Source organism: Wolbachia endosymbiont of Drosophila willistoni (genome assembly GCF_040084705.1).
Taxonomy (GTDB): domain Bacteria; phylum Pseudomonadota; class Alphaproteobacteria; order Rickettsiales; family Anaplasmataceae; genus Wolbachia; species Wolbachia pipientis.
The window spans coordinates 235,279-250,744 of the sequence record NZ_CP157591.1; the positions used below are offsets into that span (position 1 = coordinate 235,279).

17 protein-coding genes and 1 pseudogene are annotated in these 15,466 nt (G+C 35.2%); 11 read left to right on the plus strand and 7 right to left on the minus strand.

Annotated elements, in window-relative coordinates; translation table 11 throughout:
* Positions 1 to 23: 23 nt before the first annotated feature.
* Positions 24 to 848 (plus strand): hypothetical protein, encoded by an 825-nt coding sequence (locus ABL518_RS01285; protein WP_010082094.1) that lies wholly within the window; start codon positions 24 to 26, stop codon positions 846 to 848.
* Between the two features lie 45 nt (positions 849 to 893).
* On the opposite strand, the gene ABL518_RS01290 is transcribed toward ABL518_RS01285, so the two are convergent.
* Together ABL518_RS01290 and recR are read right to left on the minus strand one after the other, a co-directional pair.
* On the minus strand, positions 894 to 2,114 hold the full coding sequence (locus ABL518_RS01290; protein WP_010082095.1) for a P-loop NTPase fold protein: 1,221 nt from the start codon (positions 2,112 to 2,114) through the stop codon (positions 894 to 896).
* Positions 2,115 to 2,128: 14 nt separating this feature from the next.
* A complete protein-coding gene (recR, locus tag ABL518_RS01295) occupies positions 2,129 to 2,722 on the minus strand; it encodes a recombination mediator RecR (RefSeq protein ID WP_010082096.1) in 594 nt (197 codons plus the stop codon).
* A 723-nt stretch (positions 2,723 to 3,445) separates the two neighbouring features.
* Between recR and ABL518_RS01300 the strand changes: the two genes are divergently transcribed.
* Complete coding sequence (locus ABL518_RS01300; RefSeq protein ID WP_080717651.1) at positions 3,446 to 3,556, plus strand: WPE palindromic element domain-containing protein; 111 nt, start codon at positions 3,446 to 3,448, stop codon at positions 3,554 to 3,556.
* Positions 3,557 to 4,155: 599 nt separating this feature from the next.
* Here ABL518_RS01300 and ndk read toward each other — a convergent pair.
* The gene (ndk, locus tag ABL518_RS01305; protein WP_010082097.1) at positions 4,156 to 4,575 is read right to left on the minus strand and encodes a nucleoside-diphosphate kinase; all 420 of its coding nucleotides are present in this window, start codon (positions 4,573 to 4,575) and stop codon (positions 4,156 to 4,158) included.
* A 113-nt stretch (positions 4,576 to 4,688) separates the two neighbouring features.
* On the opposite strand from ndk, the gene ABL518_RS01310 reads away from it, so the two are divergent.
* The 3 genes and pseudogenes from ABL518_RS01310 to ABL518_RS01320 all read left to right on the plus strand — a co-directional run bounded on the left by ABL518_RS01310 (position 4,689) and on the right by ABL518_RS01320 (position 7,324).
* A complete protein-coding gene (locus ABL518_RS01310) occupies positions 4,689 to 5,510 on the plus strand; it encodes a hypothetical protein (RefSeq protein ID WP_010082098.1) in 822 nt (273 codons plus the stop codon).
* Positions 5,511 to 6,458, plus strand: coding sequence for a ferrochelatase (gene hemH, locus ABL518_RS01315; RefSeq protein WP_010082099.1), 948 nt, complete (start codon positions 5,511 to 5,513; stop codon positions 6,456 to 6,458).
* 70 nt (positions 6,459 to 6,528) lie between these two features.
* Positions 6,529 to 7,324 (plus strand): annotated as a pseudogene (locus tag ABL518_RS01320) (hypothetical protein).
* 3 nt (positions 7,325 to 7,327) lie between these two features.
* Here ABL518_RS01320 and gshA read toward each other — a convergent pair.
* Positions 7,328 to 8,488: a glutamate--cysteine ligase gene (gshA, locus tag ABL518_RS01325; RefSeq protein WP_010963085.1), complete on the minus strand. Its 1,161-nt coding sequence runs from the start codon at positions 8,486 to 8,488 to the stop codon at positions 7,328 to 7,330.
* Positions 8,489 to 8,603: 115 nt separating this feature from the next.
* Between gshA and hslV the strand changes: the two genes are divergently transcribed.
* Entirely contained in the window at positions 8,604 to 9,158 is a 555-nt protein-coding gene (gene hslV, locus ABL518_RS01330; protein ID WP_006280198.1) for an ATP-dependent protease subunit HslV, read from the plus strand.
* A 1-nt stretch (position 9,159) separates the two neighbouring features.
* On the plus strand, positions 9,160 to 10,650 hold the full coding sequence (gene hslU / locus ABL518_RS01335) for an ATP-dependent protease ATPase subunit HslU (protein WP_006280200.1): 1,491 nt from the start codon (positions 9,160 to 9,162) through the stop codon (positions 10,648 to 10,650).
* A 68-nt stretch (positions 10,651 to 10,718) separates the two neighbouring features.
* Here hslU and ABL518_RS01340 read toward each other — a convergent pair whose 3' ends face one another.
* Together ABL518_RS01340 and ABL518_RS01345 are read right to left on the minus strand one after the other, a co-directional pair.
* On the minus strand, positions 10,719 to 11,660 hold the full coding sequence (locus tag ABL518_RS01340) for an FKBP-type peptidyl-prolyl cis-trans isomerase (RefSeq protein WP_095742821.1): 942 nt from the start codon (positions 11,658 to 11,660) through the stop codon (positions 10,719 to 10,721).
* The gene (locus tag ABL518_RS01345) at positions 11,653 to 12,660 is read right to left on the minus strand and encodes a polyprenyl synthetase family protein (protein ID WP_010082029.1); all 1,008 of its coding nucleotides are present in this window, start codon (positions 12,658 to 12,660) and stop codon (positions 11,653 to 11,655) included. Before ABL518_RS01345 ends, ABL518_RS01340 begins: the two co-directional genes overlap by 8 nt.
* A gap of 145 nt (positions 12,661 to 12,805) precedes the next feature.
* On the opposite strand from ABL518_RS01345, the gene acpP reads away from it, so the two are divergent.
* From acpP to ABL518_RS01360, 3 genes are read left to right on the plus strand one after another with little or no spacing between them, the layout of a single operon-like run.
* Complete coding sequence (gene acpP, locus ABL518_RS01350) at positions 12,806 to 13,066, plus strand: acyl carrier protein (protein WP_006279836.1); 261 nt, start codon at positions 12,806 to 12,808, stop codon at positions 13,064 to 13,066.
* 13 nt (positions 13,067 to 13,079) lie between these two features.
* Positions 13,080 to 14,351, plus strand: coding sequence for a beta-ketoacyl-ACP synthase II (gene fabF, locus ABL518_RS01355; RefSeq protein WP_010082030.1), 1,272 nt, complete (start codon positions 13,080 to 13,082; stop codon positions 14,349 to 14,351).
* 3 nt (positions 14,352 to 14,354) lie between these two features.
* On the plus strand, positions 14,355 to 14,480 hold the full coding sequence (locus ABL518_RS01360) for a hypothetical protein (protein WP_255322260.1): 126 nt from the start codon (positions 14,355 to 14,357) through the stop codon (positions 14,478 to 14,480).
* 40 nt (positions 14,481 to 14,520) lie between these two features.
* On the opposite strand, the gene ABL518_RS01365 is transcribed toward ABL518_RS01360, so the two are convergent.
* A complete protein-coding gene (locus ABL518_RS01365) occupies positions 14,521 to 14,745 on the minus strand; it encodes a hypothetical protein (RefSeq protein ID WP_010082031.1) in 225 nt (74 codons plus the stop codon).
* 85 nt (positions 14,746 to 14,830) lie between these two features.
* Here ABL518_RS01365 and ABL518_RS01370 point away from each other — a divergent pair, with 85 nt between their 5' ends.
* Positions 14,831 to 15,427 (plus strand): CPBP family intramembrane glutamic endopeptidase, encoded by a 597-nt coding sequence (locus ABL518_RS01370; protein WP_010082032.1) that lies wholly within the window; start codon positions 14,831 to 14,833, stop codon positions 15,425 to 15,427.
* Positions 15,428 to 15,466: the final 39 nt, after the last annotated feature.

The window sequence follows — 15,466 nt, forward strand, 5'->3', positions numbered from 1 at the left end:
TTAATAGGTTTAGAGGTAAAAAAATGAATACTACAGTAGAAAAAAATAATCCAAAAATTTTTTCTCAAAATGAAGGAAAGATTAACTCAAAAGGCATGGTTGCCCCACCTGTTCCTCCGAAATCTTCCCAAGCTAAATTTGCTGGAATAAAAGCAATTTTTGAGCGAAATGTACCTCATTCTCAAGCAAATGATAGTAATAAAACAGTGAGTAGCAATCTTGGAAGAACATTTGGCCCAACAATGCAAAAACTCATGGAAGACAACATTCATAGCACTCCTAACAAACAACGCCGCAATTCAGGGGATAGTGGTATCAGTGATATTAGTAGCAGCACTTCTGATGATGAGGATAGAACAATAAAAGATAAAATGATGGAAAATGTTAAGCAGGATAACCATCAAAAAAGCTTTGATTTACATAAAGTACAAGCAACTGATGAATTAGAAACCGTAAAATTTCTCAAAACGCTAAGCAAGAAAGAAAGAGAAAAACTTGGTTTTTCTCCTAAACAGCAAAATAACCAAAAGGTTGAGACTAGCAAAAAAACTTATAATCCACTTGATTGGAATCCAATCTATCAAGGTAAAAAGCTCTTTAGCTTAGGCAATATGTCGAGTAATTCGTCTTCATGTAGTGAAAAAAGCAATATTTCAGATGTAAGCGATAAGTCTAATAATTCAAACATTGTTAGATGTAATATTACTAGGAGTAACAGTAAGGAAGACCTTCGTAAACCTGATGCTTCACATAATGACAAATCTGCAGGTAAAAAATTATCTAATGTCAATGTAAGCGAATTAATCAGAAAGTTTGAACAAGGTAATGACATAGTAAAAGGGCGTTAATCAAATGTTACCCTATCTTTGTATATGTAAAGGTAGGGTATCTTTTCAAAATAGTATATCCTTTATAGCTTTGTTAATTTTTGACTCCCTCTCTGCAAAAGCAGTTTCTAGAGAGGTTTTAAGTTTTTCCCATTCTTCTTGACCATTTAGAACTAAAGATTTATATTCATTTTCAATTTTTTCCAATGCTCTTTGATATGAAAAACCTAATTCCTCATATATATCAATATTTATCGATTGCAGTATTACCAAAAATGAAAACAAATTCGGATCAGGTAATTCTTCTCTTGTGTGATTCAGAAGACACAGCTTTATTTTTTTTACGCAGTATTCTATTGTTTTTAACGATAGTGACAGGCTTTCTGCATAAAATATAAAACTATCTACAATCAAATTTTTTGACTTTTTCGGTAATTTAATATTTTCAAATAGTTCTTTTGTAAATTTTTCTATCGGTTGTTTTGGCAAATGTAAAGAGAGATCAGTAAAAGATTTTAGGTCAAAATTTGGTCCAAGTATTGTGCTGATTGCTCTTTGTACATTACTCTTATCTTTACTTACAGAAATAATGAAAACCAGCCCCTCCACATCAAGCATATACTTTATAGATTCCAAAAAATCGACAACGAATTTAGGACGGCACACATCAAGATTATCCACCATTATATAAATGTTTTTGTCTTTTCTGATTTTATTAACCACATCCGCTAACTGTGTTTTAAAATCTCTAGTACTCTCTTTTCTTCTTTGGAGAAGACTTAATTCACTCAAGACAAAACCTATGTCTTTTTTATCAGCCTCTTTTGCAGCATCAAGAAATACTGAAAGCATAGCAAGTGGAGATTTACTGATCAGCTTTCCTAGTGTGTTTAGAGAAAATAGCTCTTGGTTTATGTTCTTGAACTGTTGTATAACACTTCTTTTTACTTTATACGATACAAATAAATCTTCAAATAGGAAATTTAAAAAAGAAGGCAGTGGTTGGTCCAATGCATTGATATCCCATGCACTATAATAAGCTGCAATTTCATTTTGCTGTTTTAACTCTTTTACCCATTCTTTCAAAAAAAACGTCTTGCCCCATCCATCATATCCTTCCAAAGATATTATTGTAAAAGACTGATCAATTGTTTTAATTATAGTGTTGAATTTACCTGAAAATTGCTTATAGTTTAGGTGGTTATTTTCCCAAGCCACCACTTTAAGTGGTGGTACTATTTTTTTCTTTTTGAATGTTATTAGCGATATAAGTTTTTTTAAGCACATGTCTTATTTTATATTTACTCATATTCTTGTCTTGAAGTAAGTGCTATCCTCAGCGTTCCTTCATCAAGATAGTCAATTTCTCCGCCCATTGGTATGCCGCAAGCAAGGCGTGATATTTTCACATCCAAATTTTTTAGCAATTCAATTATATATTGTGCAGTAACTTGGCCCTCTAATGTCGGATTAATTGCGATAATTATCTCTTCAATTTTAGACTCTGTCACTCTTTTCAGAATAGTGTCAAGGTTGAGTTCTTTTGGACCTGTGCCATTTATTGCAGACAATCTGCCACCCAAAACATGGTATAAACCTGAATATATATTTCCTTTTTCAAACGCCCATAGATCACCTAATTCTTCTACTACACACAGTAACTTAGTGTCACGTTTTGGGTTAGTACAAATAGAACAAGGTGACTTAGTATCTAGATTTCCGCAAACTTCACACTCTATTATAAGATCTGCTAGCTCTTTAATCAAAGATGCAAGTGGTAGCATAACTTTTTCTTTGTTTTGGAGTAAATGTATAACTAACCTGCGTGATGATGATGGCCCTAAACTTGGCAATTTAGAGAAAGCATGAACTAGATTCTTTATGTTAACGTTCATTCAATAAATTCAGAATAGGCAGTCAAATGGTAACATCAAACCCTTTGTAAAGAAAGTGGTAAGTTTCTCTTGATCCCACTTTGATTAGCTATAGAAAAAATTTTTTACTCTAACGCAAAAAATTACTTCCGCATACTTAAAGCCTGATTATAATAGACTTCTTGCATAATCCAAACTAAGTAGAAAAAAGGTATCATCCGAGTAGCTCTCCTTTGTCATCCTAGTGCCTCCTTTTTTGTCATCCCAGTGCCCAGACACTGGGATGGCTTTGTTGCATCGCTAGCTATGATGGATTAAAGATAAAAAAGGTGGAGAATATCAGTAGCTTATTATTCTGGTATTTATAACAAGAACGGTCAGTGAATACCTAATTTTGAGTAAAAGAAATTTCACTACCACTCACTAATCCGGCTAAAATTCAAGAATTTCAATGCTTTAGCTATTTTCAATAGAATTAAATTTATTAATATAAATAACAAGTTACTATTCTTAAATTTGATCAGATTGATTGCAAAAAAAACAAGATTTTCAATAAGTTGCTTATAATCCTAATTATAGTTAGCCTTTCATAAGTAGCGATGCAACAAAGCCCACTGGGATCCAGGAATTTTATTAAGTTTGTAAGCATAAAAGTATAGCTAACGTGAGCTCTACGTCATACTGCCGCGAACCGTCATACCGCGATTCATTCGCGGTATCTCTTAGCCGCTAACACGTAGCGGGATGACGGTTGTCAGGCTAGCTGTCATCCCAGTGCCCAGACACTGGGATCCAGAAATTTTAATTGTAAGTAAGCATACTGGGTTGATAAGTATAAAAGTAGCTAGAAAATAAACATTTTTGATGAGATTATATGGAAAACTGGATGCCAGTGTCAAGCACTGGCATGACACCCTTCACGGACTTTTAAATTACTTTAGCTATAAATATTAAGAAATTTACCAAATGAAAAAAAAGGCAAAAGAAGCCCTGGGGTTATTATCCGCTTTAAAATATTGGCGTTTTTTATGTTTTAAACGCTTGACAAGCGAGATTCAGCCGCTTTTAATTGCAACTAACTTACGCTGCAAATGTTTAAGAAATTTACTAAGCAGAAAAAAAGACAAAGAATCCCCGAGTTAGCTAGTCTTTTACTATCTCTGTCGAGTATTGGCATTTTTTGATGTCTTGTAACGCTTTATAAGCGCGTTCAGCTTATTTAGATAAAAATCTAGATGTAGATGAAGTTTTGTAAAGACATGCAGTATCTATATACTGCAAAAAATTGAACATAAGACGCCGATACATTAAGTAATCCTTACCTTTTAATCTGCAGATTGGCGAAAGCAAATACAATAGCTTCAGTTTCATGATAAGGGGGCTGGCGAGGTTTGTCAAGGAAGTTTTTTCGTTTCTATGTTGTCAGCTACTTGGATGACGCCAATCTGAGTTGACTACACCAACTCACATTCAGCAAAAAAGAAAGCTATCTCCTTACGAGCATTTTCTAGACTATCTGAGCCGTGAACTCTATTTTCACTAATATCATCAGCAAAATCACCCCTGATTGTGCCTTTATCTGCCTGCTTTGGATCGGTAGCTCCCATGATTTGTCTGTATTTACTTACTGCATTTTCACCAACTAAAACTTGAACTACCACAGAACCAGAGGTCATAAACTCTACTAATTCCCCAAAAAAAGGCCTATCTTTATGAATTTCATAAAACAGCTCTGCTTGTTTTTTTGTTAGTAACATCATTTTTTGTGCTGTGATTTTCAGCCCAGATTGTTCGATGTAGGAATTTATATTGCCTGTAATATTATTTTTTACTGCATCAGGTTTTAATATCGAAAGTGTTCTCTCAATTGCCATATTATTTCCTTATATAAAATAGTATATTTATAGATTTATTTTATTGTAAATTTTGATTTGATAAAAGCAGTTTTTTATTTATAGTTAAGAATAAACCATCAAGGAGGTATTGTATGGGTGAATGTTGTAAAAATAACACTACTAAACAAGCTGAGCCTACCACTAAAAAACAAGCTAAATCTACTACTAAAAAATTAGTAAGTAACTTTAAGTCATCACTTTTTTGTGGAACAAAAGGGTTTTTGACTTTTAGTCTGGCATTTTTAAGTTATTTGGAATATAGTTCACATCATAATACAAAATTAAAAGAAGGTACTGCCTTTGCAATGAAAAGAAACACTATTCCATTTCTTGAAATGACAATCATAGCACCGCTTGTTTGTTTTGCACTGCCAGCTATGCTAGGCAGTATGAGCCTCATGCAATGCGCACTTTTATGTGCTTCCTTAATGATTGCCACATGTTTTATTGTCAGAACTTTTCATCTGCGTGAGAAGTTAATGGAAAAAATCACTAACCATAGTAGAAAAGAAATAGACGCGGAATTTAAGAAAGATACTATAAAATTTCCTATCTTTGATCAAAATAGAAAACACACCGAGTATAATTCGCCTAACTCAGGGCGACTACTGGATGAAACAAGTAGCACCTCTCTTTTCGTTAAAGTTTTACTTTTTCCCCTCAAGGTTCTTCTGAATGTCCTGCAAAGTTGTATAATGCTATCTTTAGCTGCTGTTGAACTTCTTGAAACGGTACCAAGTCTTTTTGTCGATACATTTTTCGATTGGAACTTCACATCCACCAAGAGTAACCTGAAGAGATCAGGCCACTTATTGTATGCCAGTGTAAGAAATTTAGTGCCTATAACTAAATTTGATGAGTGTGTAGCTAATTTTATAGGCACCCCAGAAGTAACTTGTTGTAGTAGTGCGTAGGTGAAAAAGGCAGTTATCTTATTTAATCTTGGCGGGCCTGATTCACTAAATGCGGTCCGTCCTTTTTTATTCAACCTTTTTTATGACAGGAGAATAATCAATCTACCGAATCCCTTTCGGTTTCTTTTAGCAAAGTTTATATCTGCGAAACGAGAAAATACTGCACGAAAAATATACGAGGAAATTGGAGGTAAATCGCCAATTCTAGAGAATACAAAAATGCAAGCTAATGCTTCAGAACTAAAATTAAACGAAAATAGAAACCATGTACACAAGGTATTCATCTGCATGCGCTATTGGCGTCCATTTGCTGACGAAGTTATTGAAAGTGTAAAACAGTTTGATCCTGACGAAGTAATTCTGCTGCCACTGTATCCACAATATTCAACTACCACAACTCTGTCATCCATCGAGAATTGGCAAAAAAATGCTAAACGGTATGGCCTAAAATGCAATACAAAAATGATTCACCGTTATTATGATAACCAAGATTTTATTGAAGCTCACACTAATCTGATAGCTAAGTACTATAAATTGGCTAGAAAAATCGGTAAACCAAGAGTCCTATTTTCAGCCCATAGCTTACCTCTTAGTATCATTAAAAAGGGCGACCCTTACGCTTCACAGGTAGAAAGAAGCGTAGAGTTAATAGTAGAAAAGTTAGCTATCAATAACTTAGATTGGTCAATATGTTATCAGAGTAAGATTGGTCCTGTAAAATGGCTAGAGCCAAGCACTGAAAGTGAGCTATTACGCGCAAAAGCTGATGGTGTACCTGTAGTTCTATCACCTATATCTTTTGTTTCTGAGCATTCAGAAACTCTAGTTGAACTTGATATAGAATATAAAGCAATTATCAAGGATGGATATTACTTTCGTGTGCCAACTCTCAGTACCGATCCCTTGTTTATAAAATGCTTAGCCGATTTGTGCATAAATCTCCCTTAAAGTCCTGATTCATAGGGCTTTTCTTTTAGGATTTTATGTGATAGAATAATAGGAAGTTATTAACTATTTCATGCCAAACAAGCTAAAAAAGAAATCTAACATACTCGCACAAAGGGTGCATGATATTTATGATCATTTTCAGGAAGGTAATCTGCATCACAACAGGTTTAACAGCCCTATTGTGTAAGATTTCACTGCAATTTTGCTGCGAGTTCATTGACAATAATAGATCCAATATCTTTCTTATACGGAATGTTGCTCGACTAGTAAAGTTTCCGACATCTATTCTATACATTGCCCATTCTGCATTTACTCTACAGGATCTAATTAAGGATTACAGAAACCCTGAGAGTAAAAAAGAGCTGGCAAAAATTGTGGGTAAATCGGCTAATCTTGCAAGCAGCACCATAGAAGCATTGATGATGTTGAAAGTCATCCATTTTTTGGCTAGAGGTAATGCAGATGTAACAAGTTATATTAGTTCAACATCAACGATCCTATTTTTGTTCATTTCAGAACCTATAAGCTATTATTATACATGCAGGAAATATCTGGATAATAAGGATCCTGAAAAGTCTGCTAAGTGTAAGAAGGACCTTATTATCAGCACATTAACTTTGTCGTTAGGTTTATTAAACTTCATATTAAGAAGGATAGAAACTCCAACTATACCAATAAACTTGGGTAGTGGTATAATCTATAATTTCAACTTAAGCGTAACAGTCAGCATAATATATAGTGCAGTATTTCTTGCAGTTCAACTTGATAAGTTGTTTAATCAACCTGTCAATGATGATCCTTCCACTGAACTTGATGATGTTCATAATATAAACGGTCATTCTAATGACAGCACTGTAGAGGTATAAGAATTAGGGATGAAAAGATTTTATTTCTACTGCCAACGCTAGTACTGCTAATTTGCTAACAATACTCCAAAGTGATAGAATTTTACCTTCTACAACCTGGCTAACATCATGAAACTCACAGTCAGTGGCATTCAAGCTAGAATATACATCTTTTCTGCTATTACATCGGTATAAGTAACATGTTGAAGTATCTCCTATATAGTATATTAGCGGTTCTGCAGAACTGCTTTTAAACATGTCAATGGTTGGTACACCTTCTTGTATAATAACGCTATTGATTGCTATTCCTTCTTTTATCTTTTTCATTTTATGACGCTTTTTTTTATTGAGGTTTAATATTTCCTCTCCACTTGTTGCTGTTATAATGCCCATCCCATATGTGCCATTGCTTGCTTTGATAAAAACGTAAGGTTGTGTTTTTATTTTATATTCTTCGTATTTTTTTTGCACTAGAGATAATATTTGGTCAACTTTAGTTGCTACTGCTCCTAGTGACAAATCATCATCAAAATCAACTCCATCACAGCTCTCTGTAAGCACAGAAATTAGCCATGGGTCTATTTTAAATTTGCCACAAAACTCAGATGCTAATTCTTGATAGATTTCAAAATACTTAAATTTCTGCCTGCTATGCCAACCGTATAGTGGGCTTGGTACTATATCTTGCTTTACGTCTTTCAGCGTGTCTGGAATGTGGCTCGTCATATCACGGTTCAGTATAATAACATCAGGCACAAATCCTGAAGTTGTCTTTAGCAGAGAATTTTCTTTCACAACAGTTTCATACTGTTCTATTAAATTGTATACTTCATTATATAAAAGGCCAATTCTAGTCTCAAAACCTGCGAGTTGTAGTATTTTCTCTATAACAAATACGTTTTCTATATACATTTTATTGCGTGTATAATTTTCCGGTATTATAAGAACCTTTTTGTATTGATGTCTTTTAAAATAGCTTTTTATCAATCTTGCTGCCATCGTTCTTGATTCTTCACTTAAGTTATTGAACCCCGCAGGAAATAAATTAGCGTCTACTGGAACGATTTTATAGCCAGAGTTTCTAAGATCTATAGAGCTATAAAATGGCGATGTAAGGCCATTAAATTTTGCTTCGAACCAATTATTTATACTTTTTTCCAAATCTGGGTGAATTATGTTTTGCATCTGCACTTTAAATGTTATAAGGAAGGTATTATATTATAAGCTATAGTTGAACATATTTAGTAAACTTGACTAAAGATTAAAGTATAATGAGATTCTTATTTAAAGTGATAGAAAAATGATTCAACACGATAACAATAAAATGTATGGCACTACTATATTATCAATTAGAAAAGATAAAAGTGTAGTAGTAATAGGTGACGGACAAGTTTCACTGGGCCACACTGTTATAAAATCTGGAGCAAAAAAAGTTAGGCGTCTTTCTGGTGATTCCGTAATTGCTGGATTTGCCGGGGCAACAGCCGACGCATTTACTCTTTTTGAAAGATTAGAATCTAAACTTGACAAGCACCCAGGGCAATTAATGAGAGCATGTGTTGAACTTGCAAAAGACTGGAGAATGGATAAATATCTGAGGAAATTAGAAGCTATGATGATCGTTGCAGATAAATCTATTTCATTAGTAATTACGGGAACAGGTGATGTTCTTGAACCTGAAGATGGAGTTGCAGCTATTGGCTCTGGGGGAAATTTTGCTCTATCTGCAGCAAGAGCTTTAATTGACATTAAAGGAATATCAATAGAGGAAATTGCGAAAAAGGCTATGAAGATAGCTGGCGATATATGTGTTTATACAAATCATAATGTAGTTATTGAAAAGATAGAGGAGTGATATGTCTTCCAAGCAAAAAACTTTATGCACCAATTTTTCCAATCAGCCCATAACCCTTTCAGAAGGGCGGTCTTGTAGTAGTGACACCTACGATGAAAAAGATAACCTCTATAAAGATACTAAGAGTGGTTTTGATTCAAATGACAGCGATGTTCAAGTTAATGACAGCACTCAAGTTTTGTTAGATGACCTGCCACCACAGAAGATAGTTAAAGAATTGGACAGATTCATAATCGGACAGGATGATGCAAAGCGTGCTGTTGCTATTGCGCTCAGAAATCGTTGGCGTCGCAATCAGGTTCCATTTCCATTGCGTGATGAAATCATACCTAAGAATATATTGATGATCGGTCATACAGGGGTTGGTAAAACTGAAATAGCTCGTCGCTTAGCAAAACTTGCCGGTGCACCGTTCATAAAAATTGAGGCAACGAAGTTTACTGAAATAGGGTACGTTGGACGTGACGTTGATTCGATAATACGCGATTTAGTTGATGCAGCAATAGTTTTAGTTAAAGAGAAAGCCCGTAAAGCCTTAGCTAAAAAGGCTTTAATTTTAGCTGAGAAAACAATAGTAAACTCTATGGTAGGCGAAAATGCAACCGAAGAGAGTAAAAAAATTTTTAGAGAAAGGTTGAGGAATAAAGAGTTTGAGGACGGAGAAGTTTCTATTAACGTCAGAGAGAGCAAGAGTATGTTACCTACTTTCGATATACCAGGCATGCCAGGTGGGCAAGTTGGTGTGATGAATGTAACAGAAATAATGGGCAAGATGTTTAACGGGAGCAAAAAAACAAAAACTATTACGGTGAAGGTAAAAGAAGCGCGTGAAATATTAATTAATGAAGAAAGTGAAAGGCTAATGGATGAAGATAAGATAATCAAAGAAGCCATTGATCTTGTTAGTAATGACGGTATAGTATTTTTGGATGAAATAGACAAAATTGCAGCGCGTACAGAAGTAAAAGGTGAAGTAAACAGAGAAGGAGTGCAACGCGATCTGTTACCATTACTTGAAGGAACAACTGTTACAACTAAGTATGGCCATGTAAAAACAGACTATATATTATTTATTGCATCTGGTGCTTTTCATCAGTCTAAACCATCTGACCTCTTACCGGAATTGCAGGGCAGATTACCGATCAGGGTAGAACTTAAGGCACTTACTCAAGAGGATTTAATAAGAATATTAAAGGAACCAGAATCTAGTTTGTTAAAGCAGTACATAGCTTTAATGAAAACAGAAAATGTGACACTTGAGTTCACTGATGATGGTATAAAAACCATAGCTGAAATAGCGTTTACAGTTAATAGGCAAGTGGAAAATATAGGCGCAAGAAGGCTTCACACTGTCATGGAGAAGCTTTTAGATGAAATAAGTTTCATTGCTTCTGAGAAAAATAGCGAAAAATTCATTATAGACAGCAAGTATGTAAAAGATAAACTTGAGTCAATTTCGAAGCAGCTTGATTTATCTAAGTTTATACTTTAGGAAAAACGAAAAGCCTACTTTAAGTAGCATAGAGAGTGTTCAGAAGATTAGCCAGTAGACCTAAAATTTCAGCTATATTCTTTAGGCTGTTTTTCAACAGTAGAATGGTGTGCTGCGACCTCTTGCTTAACATCTAAGCTTAAGTCAATTATTGAGATATTTTCTTCATCATAATCTATGTCTTTTATTAACATATCGTCAGTAATAGTCAAAAGGTCAGGCGGAGAAAGAATAGTTCTTTTATTACCAGCTCTCATTCCCACAACTCCAAGCTCTATAGCAAGTGGTATTTTTTTATCGCCAACCCTAAATTGCACTGTTTGATCTTTGACTATATATTCCCCATTATGCTCCTTTACGCTATATTTAACCGATATCTCATCACCGCACCTTACTTGTTTTCCAGTCTTGTTAATTAAGTCATTAAAAACCATCAGATTATTTACTGAGTCGGGATATTTATCCTTTACTTCGATCAGTTTGACGTAATAAGAATTAAAATTCATTTTGTTCTCATTGGCAATAGTAACTACACGCTCTCCGCCTTCTTTCATACCTATTACCCCTAAACTCACTTCTTTTAGGTCATCTTGACCTATTTTCAAAGTAACATCAGAAACTTTGCTAGGGAGTGTTGCTGAGTTATTATTAGAAATTTTATATATTTGCAATAGGACTTCCAGGCCACAAAAAGCCTTGCTGCCACTGCCTTCAGTAATTTCATAAAAATTTATTGAATCTTCTTCCTTTTGCTGCGTTATTTCTTCTAAATATTCTGTCAGCCCATGCTTTTCAATATAGCGGTCAAGTGCTGATTCAAGTATTGGCTTCACTAGGTAATGTGCTATCGTCTGTATCAAACCACCATGCGTGGCATTTATCTCATAAAGCTTGTCCTTTCTTTCCGGTTTACCTTTGTTTATATAGACAATAGTAAACACAAAAGCAGAAGTTAAAGTGAGAATCATTACTACGGAAATAAGCATTTGTAATATAATTTTTCTAACCATCTTTCTTTACTTGATTCAATAAATCATATAAATAATTAGTATCCCCTGAAAGCGCACTCAAATTATCCAAGCCTTGTTTAAAGAGGCCGTCTATATAGTCCTCTACTTCACTTTTACCAAGCACAGACATAAGATTATTTGTTTTATCTTGTTCGTAGTCTTCAATATCATCCTTAGCTTGAAAGATAAGCCCTAGATTTATTCCATAGTTATATAACGCTTTACGTTGCTTGTCTGTAGCACCCCCTATTATAGCACCTATTTCACATGAAGCTGCAAATAGTTTTGCGGTTTTCATCAAATGAATTTCTTTTATTTTATCAGCTTGGCCCGACGTCATTCCAGCGTCATACATACAGCCGTACGAATGTTGTAGTTTTAAGGTAGAAAGGGTGTCATGCAAGTAGCTGACACTGGAATCCATTTCATGTTCAGCTCCACTATCGCATGGCTTTTTGCACGAAATGCTTGTAGGCAAAGCCTTCTGGATCCCAGTGTCCGCTACTTGAATGACAGAGGGTTGGGGGCTAAAATCTATATGCTCACTGTTAATATCTAAAGCCTGTCCTCCCACCATTCCCCTAATTCCTATTGCCTGAGAAAGAACTTTTATGATCTCACAGCGTTTCTCATTTAACGAAGATAATACCTCAAAAGCCAGAGTAAGTAGTGCATCTCCGGCAAGCACTGCTGTTGCTTCATCAAATTTTTTATGGCAGCTTAGCTGGCTTCTGCGAGTATCACTGTTGTCCATGCACGGTAAATCATCGTGAATTAGAGAGTAAGCATGAACAAATTCAATTGCTGCAGCAACTGATATTACTTTTTTAGCTTCCGCGTTAAACACTCGCGATGAAGCTACGACTAAAAAGGAGCGTATATGTTTTGCAGGAGCAAGGAGTATATAACGCATAGCTGATATAAGCTTATTCTCGCTATTTTCGGGTAAGAGTTTATTTACTTCTACAATAAGCAAATTTTTTGTTGTTTCGTCTAGCATTTTTGAATTGTTAATTGTTTAGCACGTAACGCTAGCCAGCTAGGGCAGTAGAAAACTTTACTGTAGTTTACCAGTTATAAAAGATATTGCAAACATAAAAATTTTTTATAACATCAAAGAATAGGTTATTTTTTTGGTAAGAAATGTGAATAGCGAACTAGCAAAGAGCACTAGAGAAGACATAGAAGAAAAAGTGAAAAAGATTATACTAGAGCATATTAGTAAGGATGTAGAGAAATTCAACAGCTCTTCAAAGCTTTCGGAGCATGGTACAGACAGCTTAGATGCAGTTGAAATCATCATGGCAGCAGAAGAAGAGTTTGGAATAGAAATTCCAGATGAAGACGCACAAAAAATGGAAACTATGGAGCAAATAGTTGAGTACATTAATAATAAAAAAGGCTAATAGTTAGTGTTAAATGAGCAGAAGAGTAGTAGTCACTGGTGTTGGTTTAATCACTCCACTAGCGGCAGATGTTGACAACACTTGGTCAAGGCTAATAAAAAGTGAGTCTGGCATAAAAGCAATCAATACGGATAGATTTGACTCTTCTGATCTTGCTTGCAAAATTGCAGGGCAGGTGCCGTTGCAATCAGACAACATTGAGCACCATTTCAATCCACTAGATTATATTTCTGAGAAAGACTCAAAAAGGACAGATCGTTTTATCCATTACGGTATTGCAGCAGCTATTCAGGCAGTAGATGATTCATTAATTTTGGAAAGCCAAAATATCAATCGGGAACGTGTTGGTGTGACTATTGGCTCTGGTATAGGTGGTCTTCCGTCAATTCAGGAAAATGTTATTACCATGCAGGAAAAAGGGCCCAGACGTGTCAGTCCATTTTTTGTCCCTGCAAGTCTAATAAATTTGATATCTGGCCATATTTCTATTAAATACGAATTTACAGGTCCAAACGATTCAGCAGTAACCGCATGTGCAACAGGTGCGCATGCAATCATAAACTCAGCAAGAACTATAAAACTTGGTGAAGCGGATGTTATGATTGCAGGTGGAGCAGAAAGTGCACTGTGTAGAGTTGGAATTGCAGGTTTTGCATCTATGAAGGCGTTATCAACTAAATTTAACGATAAACCGGAAGAAGCTTCAAGGCCATGGGATGAAGAACGCGATGGTTTTGTCATGGGTGAAGGAGCAGGTATATTGGTGCTGGAGGAATACGAACATGCGAAAAAAAGGGGGGCAAAAATACATGCTGAACTGGTTGGGTACGGACTCACAGGAGATGCGCACCACATTACAGCACCACATCCAGAAGGAAGAGGCGCATTTAAGGCAATGCAGCTTGCTTTAAAGAGCGCACAAATTAATCCCAATCAAGTAGGGTATATCAATGCACATGGAACTTCAACGCCACTTGGAGATAAAATTGAAGTAATAGCAATGAAACAGTTATTCGGTGACTACGTTTATAAAATACCTGTTTCTTCAACTAAATCTTCTATAGGACATTTACTTGGTGCTGCAGGGAGCGTTGAAGCAATATTCAGTATTCTTGCGTTAAATAATGGAATTATTCCGCCAACCTTAAATTTACACAAGCCTTCAGAAGGATGTGATTTAAATTTTGTACCGTTTAAAGCTCAGGAGCATAAAATTCAATATGCACTTTCTAATTCGTTTGGTTTTGGTGGCACTAATGCATCGCTCATATTTGGACAAGTTTAGTTGATGTCACCCCAGTGTCTTCCTCTTGTCATTCCAGTACCCTCCTCTTGTCATGCAAGCAGCTCTCCTACTGTCATCCCAGCACGTGACACTGGGATGACAAACGGTTGTGAAAGGGAATACATATAAAAATTAAACTATCAATAGCAATTCAAAAAGAAAAAATATTCTATTCATCCCTGAAGAAGTATTTTATTGACAATTTATGAATAAAGATCAATAATGCAGAAAAGGAATTGATGGGTGTATGCATGAATTTAACCACTATTAATTGTACATTATTTGTTGTAATTACATATTTTTTGACGTGCATTATAGCTTGGTGCTTACCTTTCAAAGACATAACATTATTAACAACATTTGTTCCGGCTTCAGTTGCAATTTTGCTAACCATTTATAATAAACAGAAGGTAAGGGATCTTTTTAAACTTAGTTCGCCAAAAAACTGTCTATTAGGGTTTATACTTATTCTGGTAAGTATGCTAATTTCCAATGGTCTTTTGTCAATTTATTGCGGTTTTTCATTTTTCCGAGAGTCTTTTACGTTAGACCGTGTAAAGGATTTGAGTGCAGTTTTGAGTCCATTAGTGATGTTATTTGTTTTATTATCAACCTTTGTGATGTGGATCATTATGTCTCTTGGTGAAGAGATCGGTTGGCGTGGCTATCTTTTGAAAAATCTTAAAAGCAAAATATCAAATTTTTATATCAGAGCAATTATTGTCGGTATTATTTGGTCAGTATGGCACATACCAACTTATGTGGTTGCTGGCTCAGCTTTGTGGAAGGATGGCTTTACATTCCCGACTATTTGTGCTTATACCCTTTATATTTGTGCAATGTCTATAATGTTTACCTGGTTGTTTGAAAAAGACAACTCGATTTGGCCAGTAACTATTGCTCATGCAACAAATAATCTTGTGTATAGTGTTTTGAGCATTCTAATGCCGTCTCCTCCTCTGTCAACTTTCGATGCAGTAATTCGCCTTACATTAGGAGCAGCTGGTTATTTCATTGTTGCAATTGGTGTTATTTGGTTTGATAAAGCTCGAGAGCGTCATTTGAGTAATTCATAGTATAAAATTTCGGGGGCAATTCGCATCAGGTGTCATGCA